Here is a 17,875-nt window from a genome sequence, read left to right on the forward strand (position 1 = left end):
AATATATGAAAACATTAGGAAGTATATTTGGTTCGTCGGTGGGCAACACAAAAATACCCGATCGAATAACCGGTGGTGTGGTCACGCGCGTCAACATAATCAACGAGGTGCGTCTGATCACGCTTTGGGTACATTTCAGTGAACTGATACCGCTCGACGACCTTATCCGCACCGAGAAGCTGTACGCGAAATCGCTCGACTCCTCGGTTGTGATAAAGCCGCACTTCGGCAGGGAGCTTTTTACCGTAAGGTATTTTTCCGAGCTTTACAAGGCGGCAAGACGTGAAATACCCAGTATAAACGGCACTCTCAACAACGCCGACGTCAAACAGGACGGCAAGAATCTCAGGATTACCCTTTACAACGGAGGAAAGGCGATTCTCGATGCAAAGGGTTTTGACGGAGTGCTTTTACGGCTTATAGCCGAACAATTTGATTTATCCTTTAATTTGATATATGACGGTCTCCTTGAGATGACCGAGGACAATACCGCCTACCAACAGCAGATGCAGAACGCGCAGAAGCAGGTTCAGCGTCAGCAGCTCGAGCAGGCGGTTCAGACAGAAGCCGCAGACGCGGAGGTTTCGGAAAATGTCAGGGCAAAGCAGCAGGAAGCCGCGGCCACAGAAACCGAGATCCGCGAGGGAAAATTTGCCACTCCGCAGCTTATTGAATCCTCTATCCGTCCTCTGTACGGAACAAATATTCGCGGCAAGATGATCCCAATCAGCGAAATAGCCATGGATTCGGGCAAGGTCACTGTCTGGGGCGACGTTTTTGAGCTTGAAAAACGCGTTACAAAATCGGGCGACAAGAATATCTTTACGATCAATATTACTGATTACACCGGTTCAACAACCGTCAAGGTGTTCAATACTATCCGTGAGTCCGCTGTTGTCGACTCAATCCGCAAGGGCGATACAATCGCCGTTATGGGCGACGTTGAGTACGACAAATACGCGGGTGAGCTTGTTGTAAACGCCCGTGCGATCGGTACCGCCGAGAAGGTAAAGGTTGTCGACAAGGCTCCCGAGAAGCGCGTCGAGCTTCATCTCCATACAAATATGTCCCAGATGGACGCGCTCACACCAGCGAGCGAGCTGGTGAAGCGAGCCGCCGCGTGGGGTCACAAGGCGATCGCGATTACCGACCACGGTGTTGCGCAGGCGTTTCCAGACGCGATGAACGCCGCCGAGCGCATAAATAAGGACGGGGAGAAAATAAAAGTCCTCTACGGCACCGAGGCGTATTTTGTCGACGATCTTGTCGAGTCGGTATCAGGAGAGCAGGACGAACCGCTGAGCGGCACGTTTATTTGTTTTGATATCGAGACGACGGGCTTGTCGCCGTTAAAGGACAAGATTACCGAAATCGGCGCGGTAAAGATTGAAAACGGTGCAGTTACGGATATCTTTTCGACCTTTGCCAATCCCGAGATGCCGATTCCCGCAAAAATCGTTCAGCTCACGGGCATCACCGATGCAATGGTAAAGGACGCGCCGTCGCAGTCTGAGGCGGTTTCAGCCTTTCTCGAATTCGCTGGCGACAGCATTCTGGTCGCCCACAACGCGCCGTTTGATACCTCGTTTATCCGCAAGGCGTGCGAGAATATGGGTGTTGAGTATAACTACACGTCCATAGATACCGTGGCGATTTCCAGAGCGATTTTGCCCGATATAAAGAACGTTAAGCTCGATACTGTCGCGAATTACCTGCGTCTGGGCAAGTTTAACCACCACCGTGCGACAGACGACGCTGATATGCTGTCAAAGATATTTGTCAGCCTCTGCGGACGTCTTGAAGCGGATTACGACATTCACTCGACCGCCGAAATCAATACAAAAATCGCGGGCGGTGATTTCAAGAAGCTGCCCAGCTACCACCAGATTATTTTAGCAAAAAACAAGGTGGGCTTGAAGAATCTCTATAAGCTGATTTCTCACAGCCACCTTCAAACCTTCTATAAAAAACCGCGCATTCCCAAAAGCCTGCTGGTCAAGCACAGGGAAGGGCTGATTCTTGGTTCCGCGTGCTGCGAGGGACAGCTCTACAAGAGCATTCTCAAGGGCGCTCCGTGGGGAGAGATCAAGCAAATCGCTTCTTTCTACGATTACCTCGAAATCCAGCCTGCGGGCAACAATGCCTTCATGCTCCGCGACGGCACCTTCAAGAACGTCGACGAGCTTCACGAGATCGACAGAACCATTATCCGTCTCGGCAAGGAGCTCGGAAAGCCCGTCTGCGCGACCTGCGACGTCCATTTCATGGATCCTCACGACGCAGACTTCCGAAAGATTTTGCAGGCATCGCTGAAATTCAAGGACGCCGACAACCAGCCGCCGCTGTTTTTCAGAACCACAGCCGAAATGCTCAAGGAATTTGAATGGCTCGGCAAGGATAAGGCGTACGAGGTTGTTGTCACTAACCCCAACAAAATCGCCGATATGTGCGAGAGCATACGCCCGATTCCAAAGGGCACCTTTCCGCCGAACATCGAGGGTGCGCAGGAACAGCTCATCAGCATTACATGGCAGCGCGCCAAGGAAAAATACGGCGATCCGCTTCCCGAGATCGTAAAGGCGAGACTTGACAAGGAGCTCAATTCAATCACAACCTACGGCTTCTCGGTGCTTTACATGACCGCACAGAAGCTCGTGGCCGACAGCGAGGCTCACGGTTATCTCGTAGGCTCGCGTGGATCGGTAGGTTCCTCGTTTGTTGCGACCATGTCCGGTATTTCCGAGGTTAATCCGCTCTGTCCGCACTACGTCTGCAAAAAGTGCAAGCACAGCGAGTTTATCACCGACGGCAGCTACGGCTCGGGCTTTGATATGCCCCACAAGAACTGCCCGAACTGCGGTACTCTGATGGATCAGGACGGCCATGAGATCCCGTTTGAAACCTTCCTCGGCTTCAAGGGCGACAAGGTTCCGGATATCGACCTCAACTTCAGCGGTGAGTACCAGTCAAAATCCCACCGCTACACTGAGGAGCTGTTCGGCAAGGACAACGTATTCAAGGCGGGTACTATCTCGACCGTCGCTGAAAAAACCGCGATCGGCTTCGTAAAGAAGTACCAGGAGGAACGCGGTATTTCCATGCACAAGGCTGAGCTTATGCGTCTTGCCAAGGGCTGTACAGGCGTTAAGCGCACAACGGGTCAGCACCCGGGCGGCATGGTTGTAGTGCCGAGGACAAATGACGTTTACGACTTCTGTCCTGTTCAGCACCCGGCCAACGATATGACCTCGGATAATATTACGACCCACTTCGATTTCCATTCTATTCACGATACTATTACAAAGCTCGATGAGCTCGGACACGATGTTCCGACCATATATCACTATCTCGAGCTGTTCACTGGTATCCCCGTAATGGAGGTATCAATGAGCGACGAAAAGGTAATGTCGCTGTTCACCTCCACAGAAGCCCTCGGAGTAAAGCCCGAGGATATCGACTCCGAGATTGGCACCTTCAGTATTCCCGAATGCGGCACAGGCTTTGTTCAGGGAATGCTTATCGAGGCTAAGCCAAAGACCTTTACCGACCTCCTGCAGATTTCGGGACTTTCGCACGGCACCGACGTTTGGCTCGGCAACGCGCAGGATCTCATTCACAACGGAACCTGTACGATTTCCGACGTTATCGGTACCCGTGACTCGATTATGACATACCTTATGCACAAGGGTCTTGACGAGAGCATGTCATTCAAAATCATGGAGATCGTCCGTAAGGGCAATGCGACAAAGCTGCTCACGGAGGAGCATTTCAAGGCGATGCGTGAGCACAACGTTCCCGAATGGTACATTGATTCCTGCATGAAAATCAAGTATATGTTCCCGAAGGCGCACGCCGCGGCATATATGATTGCGGCATTGCGGCTCGGCTGGTACAAGGTTCACAGACCGCTCGAGTATTACGCGGCGTATTTTACAGTTCGCAGCGACAACCTTGACGGCGCGGTCGTAATGCAGGGTCATTCAGCCGTAAAGGAAAAAATGAGTCTTATCAAGCGCAAAATCGGTATGCATGAGGCTTCCGATAAGGAAGAGAAGGAGTATGGTACCTACCAGATCGTCAACGAGATGTTCGCGCGAGGTATCGAGGTACTTCCCGTTGATATCTACCGTTCAGATGCCAAAATGTTTACAATAGAGGACGGCAAAATCCGACTGCCGTTCTCATCTCTGCCCGGTGTCGGAGAGGCGGCGGCTGTATCGCTTGCCGAAGCCGGAAAGCAGGGAGAATATCTCTCTATCGAGGATATGCAGGTGAAAACAAAGGTCACCAAGGCTGTCATCGAAACGCTTCGGGAGTCGGGTATCCTTAATGACCTGCCCGAAAGCTCACAAATGTCTCTTTTTTAAGGAGTGATAACCATTGAAAAAGCTGCTGACGCTAAAGAACGTGCTTATTGCCATCGCCTTTACGGTGCTGCTTTTGCTCGTAAAAGACAACATGGACGTGGTATGGGGTATCCTCGGTAACATATTATCGATCCTGTCACCGTTCTTCCTCGGCTTTATGATTGCCTATATTTTGAATTTTCCGTATAAGTTCTTCTACGGCAAGGCATTCAAAAAGATGGGCTCAAAGCACAAGATATGGCTGAATTTCAAGAAGCCGCTCTCGGTAATCTGCACATACATCATATTTTTTGCGGTTATCGCCGCCTTAATAGGCATTGTTGTTCCGCAGATTGCAGCCAACCTGAGTACCCTGTATGAGAATATGCCTAAGTACATGCAGACGGGTTACAACTATATTGATCAGCTGTTTAAGTTCCTCAACACTCATCTGCACACCAATTTCAGTCTGGACGCGACGGTCACAGAGCTGCAGACAAGACTTACAAAATTCCTCATGAGTCTTGACTTTTCCACCACCGCGGACGCGACAAAGAATGTCCTCGGTATTGTGGGAAATATCCTCACAAACACAGCATCGGGACTGTACAATTTCCTCATGGCGATTATCATTTCCATCTATTTCCTCGCCTCAAAGGATCAGCTCTGCCGTCTTGTAAAGCGTCTGGCGGTTGCCTTCATTCCCATGAAGTTCCTTCCGCGCGTGTATGAAATCGTTGACGTAACCGACACAAAATGCGGTCGTTTTCTGGTTGGCGATATTCTTGACGCGGGACTTATCGGAATTTTGACTTATATAGTAATGTCGATCTTCCATCTGCCTTACGCTCCGATGATTGCGGTTCTTGTTGGCGTAACCAACATCATTCCGTTCTTCGGCCCGTTCCTCGGCGGCATTCCGAGCGCATTGATTCTTTTCCTCGTCGACCCGATTTACGCGTTCTGGTTTGTAGTGATCCTCATTGTTATCCAGCAGCTGGACGGCAATATTTTCAAGCCGAAGATCATTGGCAACCAGCTCGGCATCTCGAGCTTCTGGGTACTGTTCAGCGTAATCGTCGGCGGCGCGCTTTTTGGATTGCCGGGCTTCATTCTCGGTACCCCGATTTATGCCGCTATCTACACTCTTATCGGCAAGCGTGTCCGCAACCGCATTGATGAAAAGGGTAAGATCGCGCAGGAAGCTCTTGATTTTGATGTACTTCATTATACGGAGATTGCAGCCGAGCAGAAGAAGCTTCGCGCCGAGAAGGAACAGGAGCAGATGGATAAGTTAAAGAAGCGCCTGCACCTCGATAAGTTTCTCAACCGCGAATCTGATGATGAAGAAGACGCTGATAATAAATCAGAAGACACAGAAAGCGAGAATACAGAGAAATAAAAAACTTCTCACAATTCTTAATAATTCATGCAAAACAGCGAAACCGCACAGTCAAAGTTTTGATTGTGCGGTATTGCCTTGACAGGGCACTTTTATTATGGTAATATATTAACGCATTATCACACTAAAGCGTTTTATGGAGTAAGAAATGAAAAAGTATTTAAAAATTACCCCCGAAGGAACAAAGGATTTTCTCTTTGCCGAGTGCTCCGCGATGGACGACATCTGCGGAAAGATCGAGCAGGTATTTGTAACAAGGGGTTTCAAGAAGGTAATAACCCCGGGAATTGAGTTCTATGATGTTTTCTCCGTACCCTGCAGCGGCATTTCCCAGGAGGAGATGTTCAAGCTCACAGACAATAAGGGAAGACTTCTGGTTGCACGTCCCGATTCAACTCTGCCGATCGCGCGCATGGTTTCATCGCGTCTTAAGAGCAGCCTGCTGCCCGTAAGACTTTATTACAAACAGGCGGTTTACCGCAACCAGCCGACTCTCACAGGCCGCCGCACAGAGTTCATGCAGATGGGTGTTGAGCTTCTCGGAGCACAGGGTCTGAGAGCTGATCTGGAGATCCTCACCACAGCCATCAGCGCGGTTTCGGCAGTCGCCAACGATTTCCGCATCGAGCTCGGTCATGCAGAGGTGTTCGACGCGCTTGCCGACGGCCTTGATATCGATGAGGATTACAAGGAAAAAATCCGTGTTTCAATCGAGAGCAAGAACTATTCTGCTCTAAACAATCTCCTCGATAAGCTCGAGCCGAGCAAGTCGGTAACGGCTATCCGCAAGCTACCCTCACTTTTCGGAGGAGAAGAGGTGATCGAGCAGGCGGCGCATATCTGCGAGGGCACGAAGGCGCAGTCCGCTCTTGAATACTTACATACATTATATAAGAACCTTTCGACCCTCGGTCTCGGCGACAAGGTTATCATCGACCTCGGTCTTGTTCAGCGCAACGATTATTATACAGGCTTTGTGTTTGCGGGATATGTCAACGGCATCGGCGACGCTGTTATCACAGGCGGCCGCTACGACAAGCTCCTCTCGGAGTTCGACGCTCCCATGGGGGCTGCGGGCTTTGCCATCGACACAGACGCGCTGACCATTTTAAGACTGTCCGACGAAAGCATAAGCTACTCGGACAACCCCGATGTGCTTGTTTTTGCCTGTGACGGGGCTGAGATGAAGGCTATCGAAGCTGTCGCAAGATTTAACGCCGACGGCAGGAAAGCCAGATTCAGCGTACTCCCGACATTGGAGAAAACGAAGGCATTTGCCGCAGCCCGCGGTATCGCGGAGGTCATCAGCGTAGGGGAGGAAGAAGAATGAAACCGTTGAGAATAGCTCTGACAAAGGGCAGGCTCGAAAAGACAACAGTCGAGCTGCTCGAAAAAATCGGTTATAACTGCGACGAGGTCAGAAACAAGGGCAGAAGGCTTATCCTTCCTGTCGGCGACAACGACTTTGAGGTGGTTCTCGCGAAGGCGGCTGACGTAATTACCTACGTTGAGCACGGCGTATGCGACCTCGGAGTAGTAGGCAAGGATACTATACTTGAGAACGGCAGTTCCTTCTATGAGCTGCTCGACCTTAACTTCGGCAAGTGCCGTTTCGCGCTCGCAACAAAGAAGGATATCGATTTCTACAGCGGTTATAATACGAAAACAATCGCTACGAAGTACCCGAACGTGACGCGCGCGTTCTTTGACGATAAAAATATGGATGTGCGGATTATCAAAATCGAAGGTTCAGTTGAGCTTGCTCCGCTTGTAGGACTTGCCGACGGAATCGTCGATATCGTAGAAACAGGCTCAACCCTCAAGGCAAACGGTCTTGAGGTCATTGAGTGGGTAACAGACATTTCCGCGCGTCTGATTGCCAATACAGCCAGTCTCAAGCTGCGCAAGAAGGAAATTGAGGCATTACAGAAGAAATTGGAGGCAGTTACCCAATGATTACCACAGTAAAAGCAGACGGCGTACAGGAGTACGCGTTTATAGATACTCTAAAAAAGAGAGCGCAGAATTCGGACAAGAACGTAATTCCCGTAGTATCCGAGATTCTCGAAAACGTCCGTGAGAACGGCGACAAGGCGGTGCGCGAGTACACCGTAAAGTTCGACGGCAAGGCTCCCGAGCACACCGAAATCACCGCCGAGGAAATCGATAATATCGTTAAGCTTTGCGACCCTGAGCTGCTCGAAACCTTCAGGAAGGCGTCCGACAACATTGCGGACTTCCACCGCAGACAGGTGCAGCAGAGCTGGCTCACCACAAAGACAAACGGCGTGATCATGGGTCAGCGCGTGCGCGGCTTAAAGCGCGTCGGCATCTATGTTCCTGGCGGTACGGCTGTTCTTCCGTCATCGGTACTGATGAATGCGATTCCCGCGAAGCTTGCGGGCGTTGAGGAGCTTATCATGGTAACTCCGCCTCAGAAGGACGGCACTCCTAATCCCAATATCGTTGCCGCTGCAAAGCTCGCAGGCGTTGACAGAATGTTCCTTATGGGCGGCGCTCAGGCAGTCGCGGCTCTCGCGTACGGCACAGAGACAGTTCCGAAGGTCGACAAAATCGTTGGCCCCGGCAATATCTTTGTCGCTACCGCAAAGAAACTTCTCTTTGGTACCGTCGACATTGACATGATCGCGGGTCCCAGCGAGATTCTCATTATCGCCGACAAGACCGCCAATCCGAAGTTCCTTGCAGCCGACCTCATGAGCCAGGCTGAGCACGACAAGCTCGCTTCCTCGATTCTGCTTACCGACAGCGAGGAGCTTGCCAAGCAGACAAAGGCAGAGCTTTCCGTTCAGGTTGAGAAGCTCTCAAGAAAAGAGATTATCGACAGCTCACTTGGGAACTTCGGCGCGATCATCGTTTGCAGCGACATGAAGCAGGCGGTTGACTTTGCCAACGAGCTTGCACCCGAGCACCTCGAGGTATGCTGTGAGAATCCGATGGAATATGTAGGCAAGCTCGACAACGCGGGCTCGGTATTCCTTGGCAATTACAGTCCCGAACCGCTCGGCGACTACTTCGCGGGACCGAACCACGTACTTCCGACCAGCGGCACCGCCCGTTTCTTCTCGCCGCTGTCCGTTGATGCTTTTATAAAGAAATCCAGCTTTATTTACTACACCGAGGACGCTCTTAAAGCCGACGCAGAGGACGTTATCCGCTTTGCCGAGGCTGAGAGCCTTACCGCGCACGCCAACTCCATAAAGGTGCGCTTTAACCTCGATTAAAGGACGAGTATAATGTATACGTTAAATAAAAAGATAATAAACCTTGTGCCGTATGAGCCAATCAGCGGCACATATGATATCCGTCTTGACGCGAACGAATGCCCGGACAATCTTCCTGAGTTTATCCGTGAGGATATCAAAGCTGAAATCGACAAGCTCGCTTTCAACCGCTATCCCGACCCGATGGCGAGCTCTGTTGTTGAGGCTTTCGCGTCATACTACGGCATAAATTCCGCGCTTGTCACCGCGGGCAACGGCTCCGACGAGCTTATTTTCCTGATTGAAGCCGCTTTTCTCGAGAAGGGCGACAAGATGCTCGTTGTATCTCCCGACTTTTCGATGTACAACTTTTACTCCTCGATCTGTGAGGTGGAGTGCGAGACCTTTGTCAAGAACGACAATCTCGACATTGACGTTGACGCACTGATTGAGAAGGTAAACAGCGACGGAATAAAGCTCTTGATGTTTTCAAATCCCTGTAACCCCACCGGCAGAGGAATCACCGCCGATGAAGCGCGCAGGCTTGTCACATCTGTCGATGCGCTTGTTATTCTCGACGAAGCTTATATGGACTTCTGGGATCAGTCCTTGCTCAGCGAGGTTGAGAAGTATTCCAACCTGATTGTTTTCCGCACCGCGTCAAAGGCAGTCGGTTCAGCGGCGCTCCGTCTGGGCTTTGCCGTAGCCAATGAAACGATTTCGCGCGCTGTCAAGGCGGTAAAATCGCCTTACAACGTCAATAGCTTTTCTCAGGCGGCAGGCGCGGTAATCTTCAAAAACAAAGAATATTTGCAAAACCGTCAAAAAACGATTGTCAAAAACCGCGAAACATTGTATAATGGTTTGATGGAACTCGGAAATGCGCAGGAGGATTTCACTCCGATCGAGAGTGTCGCAAACTTCGTGTTTGTCCGCACCTCCCAAGCCGAGAAAATCTTCGCTTACCTCAAGTCAAAATCCATCGTTGTCCGTCTGATGGGCAGTTATCTCCGCATTACGGCAGGCACCGGGCAGGAGGTAGAGCAGGTTCTTAATTCTATACGAGAATATTTTGAGGTGACAGCATGAGAACCGCGACCGTAAACAGAAAAACAAAAGAGACTGATATCAAGCTGTCTCTCTGCCTTGACGGAGGAGAGGTCAGCATCAGTACAGGCGTGGGCTTTTTTGATCATATGCTCAACTCCTTCGCGACACACGGCAGATTCGGCCTGATTGTAGACGTGAAGGGTGATTTGGAGGTTGACGAGCACCACACCGTTGAGGATACGGGCATTGTACTCGGCAAGGCATTTGCCGAGGCATTGGGAGATAAAGGCTCAATCGAGCGTTTCGGCAGCTTCTATGTTCCGATGGACGAAGCGCTCGCTTTCGCTTCCGTTGACGTCAGCGGCAGACCGTTTCTTGTGTTCGACGCCGACTTTCCGCAGGCGCGCTGCGGCGATTACGACTGCGCCATGACCGTTGAGTTTATGCGCGCGTTCGCGTTCAACGCTGGAATCACCCTGCATCTTAAATCAGTTTACGGCGACAATTCCCACCACATCACCGAGGCACTCTTCAAGGCGGCGGCTCACGCAATGCGTCTGGCTGTAAAGGAAAACGCTTCGGGCAAGCCGTTATCGACAAAGGGAGTGTTATAATTGTATATTTTACCGGCAATTGACATATATCAGGGCAGCGCTGTCCGCCTATTAAAGGGCGACTATTCCACCGCGAACAAGGTTGCTTCATCGCCCTATGACGCGGCGCGTTCGTTCGCCGAGGCAGGCGCTTCGATGATGCACATGGTTGACCTCGACGGCGCAAAGGACGCCAAGCTCGTTAACGCCGACTTGATCGCTGATGTTGCAAAAACTTCCTGTCTATCGGTCGAGGTCGGCGGCGGTATCCGCGATATGAAGGCGGTTGAATATTATCTTTCGCGCGGAATTGACCGTGTTATCCTCGGTTCGGCGGCAGTAAAGAATCCGCAGCTTGTAATTGATTCGGTCAGGGAGTACGGCGACAGGATCGTCGTCGGAATCGACGCGAAGGACGGAATGGTCCGCGCGGAGGGCTGGCTCGACAACAGCGAGATCAACTACATAGAGCTTGCGAAGCGCATGGAGGACGCAGGCGTCCGCACGATAGTCTTTACCGACATCGATCAGGACGGCACTCTTGCGGGGCCTAATCTCAGGCAGCTTGGCGAGTTGGTCAAAAGCGTAAGCTGTAATATCATCGCCAGCGGCGGTGTAGCTGTACTCAAGGATATCCTCAATCTCGCCGAGCTGAAGGTTTACGGCGCGATCTGCGGCAAGGCTATCTACAGCGGCACACTTGACCTCAGACAGGCAATAGAAATGACGGAGAAGAAATGATGGATCTCGATAAATACTTTGTAAAATCGGAGCTTATTCCCGCGATTGTGCAGGAAAAGTCCACGGGCGAGGTACTAATGCTCGCCTACATGAACCGCGAGAGTATGCAGCTGACGCTTGAAACAGGCTTTACATGGTTCTGGTCGCGCAGCAGACAGGAGCTCTGGAACAAGGGCGCGACCTCAGGTCATCTGCAAAAGGTTATAGATATTTACGCCGACTGTGACGACGACACTCTTCTCATCACGGTTGAACAGACAGGCGCTGCCTGTCACACCGGAAGCCACAGCTGCTTCTTTAAGAAATTGAAATGAGGTTTAATATGAACGACAGAGAAATTCTCGCCGCGCTTTACGCGACGGTTGAAAACAGACGCGACAACCCCAAGGAAGGCTCCTACACCTGCTACCTGCTCGACAAGGGTCTGGACAAGATCCTGAAAAAGGTGGGCGAGGAGTGCAGCGAAACGATCATCGCGGCAAAGAACGGCGACAACAGCGAAACCGTTTATGAAATCGCCGATCTGATATATCACCTCACCGTTATGATGGTGCAGCAGGGCATTCCGCTTGAGGACGTTCTCGCAGAGCTTGACAAGCGCAGCGAAAAGACAGGCAACCTCAAGACCTTTCATCAGGTAGATAAGAATAGCTAAAAAATAAAGGGCGTGCATTGCACGCCCTTGTGATTACTAAAAGAGTATTGAATTTCTTAGCCGACTCTGCTGAGAACATAGCTTGAAAGCGCGTTTTTGAGGCTTTCGGAAGGTTCGTTTTCCATCAGCAGCTCGATAGGCTTATGAATGTCGAGAGAGAAAACTCCGATGAGTGAATGAGCGTCTACGGTGATATCGCCGCTGCGCATCATCATCTGGCTGGGATAGTGAGAGAGAATTTCGAAAATCTCCATTAAACCGTTTTTGTTCATTGCTGAAATAGGCAGTGAATACATAAGCGCACCTCATTATCTGAAAATAGCTTGTTGATAATCTTTATGACAGTAATATAATACCACTTAAACGGCAAATATTCAATCAATTATTACAAAGTTTTACAAAATCAACATTTTCAATAAAAAGGAATCCATAATGATGAATTTTAATGTAGTAACGCTGGGCTGTAAGGTCAATCAGTACGAATCTCAGGCTATGCGTGAAGACTTGATTGCCCACGGATATCTGCCGTCGGACGACAGGGAAAAGGCGGACATCACCATCCTAAACAGCTGCACCGTAACAGCGGTAAGCGACGCCAAAAACCGCAAGCTGATCAACCGCCTTCGCCGCGTAAATCCCGACGGAATTATTATCCTTACAGGCTGTATGCCGCAGGCTTTTCCCGAGGAAACAGAACGGTTCACAGGCTGCGATATCGTTCTCGGCAACCGCGAGAGAAAGCGCCTGATTCCCGCGATAGAGGAATATCTCTCAAACCGCGGCAGACTCGTCGACATACCCGCCCATATTTCAAAAGGCGCTCAGTTTGAGCCGATGACGGTGTCGTCCTTCAACGAGCATACCCGCGCCTTTATCAAGATTGAGGACGGCTGCAACCGCTTTTGCTCATACTGTATTATTCCTTACGCGCGCGGCAGAGTCCGCTCAAAGCCCGTTGATGAGCTGAAGCGCGAGCTTGAAACTCTCGCTTCGAATGGCTACCGCGAGGTTGTGCTGGTGGGAATAAATCTCTCCGCTTACGGTCAGGGCGAGGATTTTGACCTTGCCGATGCTGTGGAAGCCGCTTGTTCTGTTGAGGGCATCGCCCGGGTCAGACTCGGTTCACTTGAGCCAGAGCAGATGACCGAGCCGCTTGTGAAACGCCTTGCGGCGCAGGAGAAGTTCTGTCCGCAGTTTCATCTTTCGCTCCAGAGCGGCTGTGACGCGACACTAAAGGCGATGAACCGCCACTACAACAGCGCGGAATATATGGAGATTGTCAACCGCCTGCGAAATGTTTTTGACAATTCGGCTATGACAACGGACGTTATGGTAGGCTTCGCAGGGGAAACGGAGGCGGATTTTGAGGCGTCGATGGCGTTTGTAAAGTCCGTAGGCTTCGCTAAGGTTCACGTTTTCCCGTACTCGCAGCGCAAGGGCACTAAGGCTGCGGACGCGCCAAATCAGGTTGACCCTGCCGAGAAGGAACGCCGCGCAAAGCTGATGGGAGAACTTGTTTCCCGCGAGAGGGAAGAATTCCTTAACTCTCAGGTCGGCTTGACAGAAGAGGTTCTTTTTGAGCGGATCCGCAAGGGATATCTCGAGGGCTATACAAAGAACTACACTCCTGTTCATGTCATTTCCGACGACCATTCGCTCTGCGGCGAGGTCTGCAAGGTAAGATTGGTTTCCGTCGGCGATGACTGTTGTATGGGCGAGTTAGTCTGATTTCAGCTCATTGCACAGATTTTTGATTTCCTCGGCTGCGTCCGCGTTTTCAAGACTCGAATAGCTGTAGAGCATAAATCCGGAAAACTCATTTTTCTTTTTCAGAATATTATATTCGGCTTTCAGAATATCATTCTTTTCAAGCCAAGTACCCTCGTCCGCGTCTGTACCTGCTTTGTAGCCCGCAAGACCGGCGTAAAGCTGAACGCCTTCGGCAAGCGGCAAATCGCACCAGTCCTGTGCTGCCTGTTCAAAACCTAGCTTCGGATTGTCAAGGCTGAAATACAGCTGAGGACAGATGTAGTCGGCGAAGCCCTTGATACAGCACCAGCTGACAACATCGGCAGAAAGATTTGCGTTGTTGTCGAGGTTCCCTTGAGGAGAAATACCAAAAGTAACGTTTCTACCGCAGTTTTGCAGCCGCAGGTAAATCTCAGATAAAAGTATGTTCACATTAAGCTCGCGCCACCTCTCAAGACTCAGACCGCTCGACGGGTGTGAGTCAAGATACTCCATATATTCTGGATAGTCTGTTTCTCCGATATCTGCAGGGTAGAAGTAATCGTCAAACTGTACGCCGTCGATATCGTAGCTTTCCGCTATTTCGAGCACACCGTCCTCAATAAGCTGTCTTGCGTCTGCATTTGATGGGTCGAGGATAATCCCGCTGTCTGTTTCAATGCACAACTCGGGATGTTTGACGAATATATTATCATCACAAAGCTCGTTCGGGACGTTGTTAACTTTAACTCGGTACGGATTTACCCACGCTTGAATATCCAGTCCGAAGTTGCCGCAGATCTCGCACATCACTTTTAGCGCGTCATACCCGGCTGTTTCTCCCTGGATACCCGTCAGTACATGCGACGCGGGGTATAGGTCGGAGCTGTAGAGAGCGTCGGCAAAGGGTCTTACCTGCACGACAAGCGTGTTGAAGCCTTGCTTCTTGCAGGTGTATGCCATATGCGCGAATTTCTCGCGGAAGGCTGATTCACTTTGATTATCCTCGTTTTCCATGCTCAGCTCCATATAGGTAATCCATACTCCGCGCATTTCTTGTTTTGGTCTGGCTTCCTCTGCGGTGGCGGCGACCTGCAACGCAGGTTCCTCGCTTTTCGGCGGAGTCAGTACGCTGAACGCAACTGATAATCCGAATAAAATAAAACTGACGACAATCGGTACAATTTCTTTTACCTTCACATTTCTCAACCTCGGTGATATTATGATTTACTTATTAATTTATCTCGCGCTGATAAGCCTTATCTCTGTTATCCTGACGGTCAGCGACAAGCGCCGCGCGCGCAAGCATAAATACAGAATCCGCGAAAGTGTACTGCTGCTCTTTTCGGCGCTCGGCGGAAGTCTTGCAATGTTCATTACAATGCTGCTTATCCGCCACAAGACAAATCACATGAAGTTCATGCTTGGCATTCCGCTGATTATCGTAATTCAGCTTGTCGCGTTTTTTGTGATATGGGGGTTTATCCATGGCTGAGCCGCTTCGATTTACCGTTCCCGAAGAATGCGGCGGCATGGTCGCAAAGTGGTTCCTTAAGAGCCGCTGCGGACTTTCTACAAGAATGATAACACGCCTTAAGCGAGAAAAAGACGGAATCCTGATGGACGGCAAAATTTTACGCACGATAGATCGCGTTACAGCCGGCGCAGAGATAATAATCAACCTTCCCGATGAAAGCAGTTCATTTATTGAACCGATAGAAGGCAGCTTTGATATCCGTTATGAGGACGAGCACATTTTAGTTGTAAACAAGCCGCCGTTCATGCCTGTACACCCGGTTAAGCAGCATCAGACAAACACACTCGCGAATCTTGTAACCGCATATGCGCAAAAAAACGGCGCGGAATTCGTTTTCCGCGCGCATAACCGCCTTGACCGTAACACCTCGGGACTTGTGCTGATAGCCAAGGATAAATATTCTGTTTTTCAGCTGCACCAAGCGGTGCGTAAGGTTTACTTCGCGCTTGTCCACGGCAGGCTTGAGGGAAGAGGCACCATAAACAAGCCTATAGGTCTGCATGACGACTCAAAAATTGTCCGCCATGTAGTTGAGAGCGGCAGCCCTGCGATTACGCACTACAAGTCTGTTTTCAGCGGTGACGACTACTCTCTTATCTTGCTGGTGCTCGAAACAGGAAAGACGCATCAGATCCGCTGTCATATGAGCCATCTCGGTCATCCGCTGCTCGGCGACGATTTGTACGGCGGTTCTCTCGATCTGATAAACAGGCATGCTCTCCACTGCGGTGAAATGAGCTTTTGTCACCCGGTGACAGGCGAAGAAATCAATATTACCGCACCGATTCCCGATGATATGCAAACGCTGATTGACAAGTTGATAGAAAAATAACAAGAGGAAAGGCAGAAACCTTTCCTCTTAATTGTTTGTTCAGTTTTCAGATCTCTCAACAACTACCTCATAAATCTTGAAGTTATCCAGCTCCTTGACAAGAGAATAGGAGATAGTTTCATACTTATCGGCGTAGTTGAGGTTAAAATACTTTTCCTTTTTGAAGGTAATGTTTTCATCAATAACGTATATTTTGTGATTAGAGAGCAGCGCCTGATAGATGTTCTCGGGCAGATTGCGCTTTCTGAGCATTTCCGTTTTGTGGAAGTACCCGAAGCTGTCAAGGTTTTCGAGATATCCGTAGCGGAAGCCCCACAGCGGGTGGATATAGTTTTCGGTGTAGTGGTCAAAATCCAACATGCTGTCATTGTCCATAACGTAGTAGCAGTCGGGGTTTCGATTGATTTCAGTAATCAGATTCCACGGAGCGTCGTCCTCCTTGTCGGGGTGGCTGAATACATAAACGGTGGTATATGCCGCAAAGAGAGCGACGAGAACAGCACAGGAAATTATCATATATCCGTTGCTCATACGCAGCTTTGATGAGGGCTTCTGACTGCGCTCGACTTCAAAGTTAAATGAGAAGAGCAGCAGAACGATCATAAATACCCAGATTCCGTAAATCCGGTGGTCGGCGCCGTCAAAAAGATAGCGGATTACTACGCTTGAGCCTAAGGCGGTTATGGCGTAGAACAAAGGGAAGAACGAGAAACGGTTCTTGTGATAGACGATAAACACCGCTGATATCAAAAGATACACAAGTCCCGCAATAGCGAACGCGTCAAAGCGGGCAATATGTCCCCAGATGTCGTTGAAAACATCTCCGAGAGCGTAGAGAACGGTTTTCTCGCTTTTTTCGAGCTGCAGATTATGAACCATTTTCAGACTGTCGGTAGTGAGCATTTTGTCAGCGTCGTAGTAGTTCATTTTGAGCAGCTCATACTCGCAGTTGTCGTCAATTCCGACCGAAGCGAATTCGTCCTGGTTCTCGGTAAAGTCCGGGAAGGGAAGAGTGTCGACCGCTTCGCTCAGATGCGCGTACTCGTAATATTCAGCACTCTCATCTGTTGAGTGGTTAATGGAGTATGAGAACTGATTCGCGCCGAGTGCGAGCAGAGTGATGAAGATAAACATCAGCAGGAATGGGCGGAAGTACCAGAAGAACTTCTGAAAGTCCAGACGGTACTTTTTCTTCGCCATCATATCGCCGAAGAAGAATGCGATTGCGAACGCGAGCGCGACGAAGAAATAGACATAACAGTAAAACGTACCGAGCAGAATCTCTGCCACACCTGCCCAGCAGGAAAGGGTATACCGTTTGTTGCGGATAGCGTTGAGCACGAGAAGGAATCCGCCTGCAAGAAGCAGAGCCGAGGTTTTGGTGCTGTCGATTTCCGAGTAGTGGTTCAGCGCGAAAAGAATGTTTATTACCATGCTGAACACAAACGCCTTGCGGTAGTTATACTTGTCCGCGAGCACGAAGGTGATTGAGGTAAACGCTGCGAAAGACAGCGCGACCTCGACCATTACAAATGCGTTGATGTCGGTAATCGCATACTGGATTGTGCCGACGATCACCGCGAGAATGTAATTTATCGTGTTGCTGTAGTAAAAATGGTCACGGCAGATCAATATTGAATTGTAATAGTCGCTGCTGTTGGCGTAGGAGAAAGTTGTAACCCAGATGCAGAGAATAGCGATAATCAGGTTAAGCGCAACTGCGAACAACAGCTTGCTTTTCAGCAATTTCAATATTTTCTCTTTCAT

16 protein-coding genes are annotated in these 17,875 nt (G+C 50.1%); 13 read left to right on the forward strand and 3 right to left on the reverse strand.

Going from position 1 to position 17,875, the window contains the following annotated elements; translation table 11 throughout:
* The first annotated feature begins 5 nt into the window (after positions 1-5).
* The 10 genes from AB1I49_RS05665 (at position 6) to hisE (ending at position 12,011) form a co-directional block, all read left to right on the forward strand.
* Positions 6-4,367 carry a PolC-type DNA polymerase III gene (locus tag AB1I49_RS05665; protein WP_407721592.1) on the forward strand — a complete coding sequence of 1,454 codons (4,362 nt, stop codon included), beginning with the start codon at positions 6-8 and terminating at the stop codon, positions 4,365-4,367.
* Positions 4,368-4,380: 13 nt separating this feature from the next.
* Positions 4,381-5,748, forward strand: coding sequence for an AI-2E family transporter (locus tag AB1I49_RS05670; protein ID WP_407721593.1), 1,368 nt, complete (start codon positions 4,381-4,383; stop codon positions 5,746-5,748).
* A gap of 148 nt (positions 5,749-5,896) precedes the next feature.
* Positions 5,897-7,078 (forward strand): ATP phosphoribosyltransferase regulatory subunit, encoded by a 1,182-nt coding sequence (gene hisZ, locus AB1I49_RS05675; protein WP_407721594.1) that lies wholly within the window; start codon positions 5,897-5,899, stop codon positions 7,076-7,078.
* Positions 7,075-7,704, forward strand: coding sequence for an ATP phosphoribosyltransferase (gene hisG, locus AB1I49_RS05680; protein ID WP_186833134.1), 630 nt, complete (start codon positions 7,075-7,077; stop codon positions 7,702-7,704). Before hisZ ends, hisG begins: the two co-directional genes overlap by 4 nt.
* Complete coding sequence (gene hisD / locus AB1I49_RS05685; protein ID WP_316611467.1) at positions 7,701-8,993, forward strand: histidinol dehydrogenase; 1,293 nt, start codon at positions 7,701-7,703, stop codon at positions 8,991-8,993. Before hisG ends, hisD begins: the two co-directional genes overlap by 4 nt.
* A 12-nt stretch (positions 8,994-9,005) precedes the next feature.
* Positions 9,006-10,061 (forward strand): pyridoxal phosphate-dependent aminotransferase, encoded by a 1,056-nt coding sequence (locus tag AB1I49_RS05690; RefSeq protein ID WP_186833132.1) that lies wholly within the window; start codon positions 9,006-9,008, stop codon positions 10,059-10,061.
* The gene (gene hisB / locus AB1I49_RS05695; RefSeq protein ID WP_186833131.1) at positions 10,058-10,636 is read left to right on the forward strand and encodes an imidazoleglycerol-phosphate dehydratase HisB; all 579 of its coding nucleotides are present in this window, start codon (positions 10,058-10,060) and stop codon (positions 10,634-10,636) included. The genes AB1I49_RS05690 and hisB overlap by 4 nt, the downstream gene beginning before the upstream one ends.
* On the forward strand, positions 10,637-11,356 hold the full coding sequence (gene hisA / locus AB1I49_RS05700) for a 1-(5-phosphoribosyl)-5-[(5-phosphoribosylamino)methylideneamino]imidazole-4-carboxamide isomerase (RefSeq protein WP_186833130.1): 720 nt from the start codon (positions 10,637-10,639) through the stop codon (positions 11,354-11,356).
* Positions 11,356-11,670: a phosphoribosyl-AMP cyclohydrolase gene (hisI, locus tag AB1I49_RS05705; protein WP_316609477.1), complete on the forward strand. Its 315-nt coding sequence runs from the start codon at positions 11,356-11,358 to the stop codon at positions 11,668-11,670. The genes hisA and hisI overlap by 1 nt, the downstream gene beginning before the upstream one ends.
* Positions 11,671-11,678: 8 nt before the next feature.
* Complete coding sequence (gene hisE / locus AB1I49_RS05710) at positions 11,679-12,011, forward strand: phosphoribosyl-ATP diphosphatase (RefSeq protein ID WP_186833129.1); 333 nt, start codon at positions 11,679-11,681, stop codon at positions 12,009-12,011.
* A 56-nt stretch (positions 12,012-12,067) separates the two neighbouring features.
* Here hisE and AB1I49_RS05715 read toward each other — a convergent pair whose 3' ends face one another.
* Entirely contained in the window at positions 12,068-12,307 is a 240-nt protein-coding gene (locus AB1I49_RS05715) for a hypothetical protein (RefSeq protein ID WP_316611470.1), read from the reverse strand.
* A gap of 136 nt (positions 12,308-12,443) precedes the next feature.
* On the opposite strand from AB1I49_RS05715, the gene mtaB reads away from it, so the two are divergent.
* Positions 12,444-13,739 (forward strand): tRNA (N(6)-L-threonylcarbamoyladenosine(37)-C(2))-methylthiotransferase MtaB, encoded by a 1,296-nt coding sequence (mtaB, locus tag AB1I49_RS05720; protein ID WP_407721595.1) that lies wholly within the window; start codon positions 12,444-12,446, stop codon positions 13,737-13,739.
* On the opposite strand, the gene AB1I49_RS05725 is transcribed toward mtaB, so the two are convergent.
* Positions 13,731-14,939, reverse strand: a complete 1,209-nt coding sequence (locus AB1I49_RS05725; RefSeq protein WP_407721596.1) for a glycoside hydrolase family 10-like protein — start codon at positions 14,937-14,939, stop codon at positions 13,731-13,733. The two genes, mtaB and AB1I49_RS05725, sit on opposite strands and share 9 nt — an antisense overlap.
* A 22-nt stretch (positions 14,940-14,961) precedes the next feature.
* Between AB1I49_RS05725 and AB1I49_RS05730 the strand changes: the two genes are divergently transcribed.
* Both AB1I49_RS05730 and AB1I49_RS05735 read left to right on the forward strand, forming a co-directional pair.
* Positions 14,962-15,234 (forward strand): DUF1294 domain-containing protein, encoded by a 273-nt coding sequence (locus AB1I49_RS05730; protein ID WP_186833126.1) that lies wholly within the window; start codon positions 14,962-14,964, stop codon positions 15,232-15,234.
* A complete protein-coding gene (locus tag AB1I49_RS05735; protein WP_407721598.1) occupies positions 15,227-16,108 on the forward strand; it encodes an RluA family pseudouridine synthase in 882 nt (293 codons plus the stop codon). Before AB1I49_RS05730 ends, AB1I49_RS05735 begins: the two co-directional genes overlap by 8 nt.
* A 39-nt stretch (positions 16,109-16,147) precedes the next feature.
* On the opposite strand, the gene AB1I49_RS05740 is transcribed toward AB1I49_RS05735, so the two are convergent.
* Positions 16,148-17,875: a hypothetical protein gene (locus tag AB1I49_RS05740; RefSeq protein ID WP_186833124.1), complete on the reverse strand. Its 1,728-nt coding sequence runs from the start codon at positions 17,873-17,875 to the stop codon at positions 16,148-16,150.

Source organism: Ruminococcus sp. NATIVEDY160, assembly GCF_045819885.1.
Classification (GTDB): Bacteria; Bacillota; Clostridia; order Oscillospirales; family Acutalibacteraceae; genus Ruminococcoides.

Bases quoted from the DNA above. Each gene is read 5' to 3' on its own strand.
- AB1I49_RS05690 (WP_186833132.1), top strand. From the start codon at position 9,006: ATGTATACGTTAAATAAAAAGATAATAAACCTTGTGCCGTATGAGCCA.
- AB1I49_RS05735 (WP_407721598.1), top strand. From the start codon at position 15,227: ATGGCTGAGCCGCTTCGATTTACCGTTCCCGAAGAATGCGGCGGCATG.
- hisE (WP_186833129.1), top strand. From the start codon at position 11,679: ATGAACGACAGAGAAATTCTCGCCGCGCTTTACGCGACGGTTGAAAAC.
- AB1I49_RS05665 (WP_407721592.1), top strand. From the start codon at position 6: ATGAAAACATTAGGAAGTATATTTGGTTCGTCGGTGGGCAACACAAAA.
- AB1I49_RS05730 (WP_186833126.1), top strand. From the start codon at position 14,962: ATGATTTACTTATTAATTTATCTCGCGCTGATAAGCCTTATCTCTGTT.
- hisB (WP_186833131.1), top strand. From the start codon at position 10,058: ATGAGAACCGCGACCGTAAACAGAAAAACAAAAGAGACTGATATCAAG.
- AB1I49_RS05715 (WP_316611470.1), bottom strand. From the start codon at position 12,307: ATGTATTCACTGCCTATTTCAGCAATGAACAAAAACGGTTTAATGGAG.
- hisZ (WP_407721594.1), top strand. From the start codon at position 5,897: ATGAAAAAGTATTTAAAAATTACCCCCGAAGGAACAAAGGATTTTCTC.
- AB1I49_RS05740 (WP_186833124.1), bottom strand. From the start codon at position 17,875: ATGAAAGAGAAAATATTGAAATTGCTGAAAAGCAAGCTGTTGTTCGCA.
- hisG (WP_186833134.1), top strand. From the start codon at position 7,075: ATGAAACCGTTGAGAATAGCTCTGACAAAGGGCAGGCTCGAAAAGACA.
- hisD (WP_316611467.1), top strand. From the start codon at position 7,701: ATGATTACCACAGTAAAAGCAGACGGCGTACAGGAGTACGCGTTTATA.
- hisI (WP_316609477.1), top strand. From the start codon at position 11,356: ATGGATCTCGATAAATACTTTGTAAAATCGGAGCTTATTCCCGCGATT.
- mtaB (WP_407721595.1), top strand. From the start codon at position 12,444: ATGATGAATTTTAATGTAGTAACGCTGGGCTGTAAGGTCAATCAGTAC.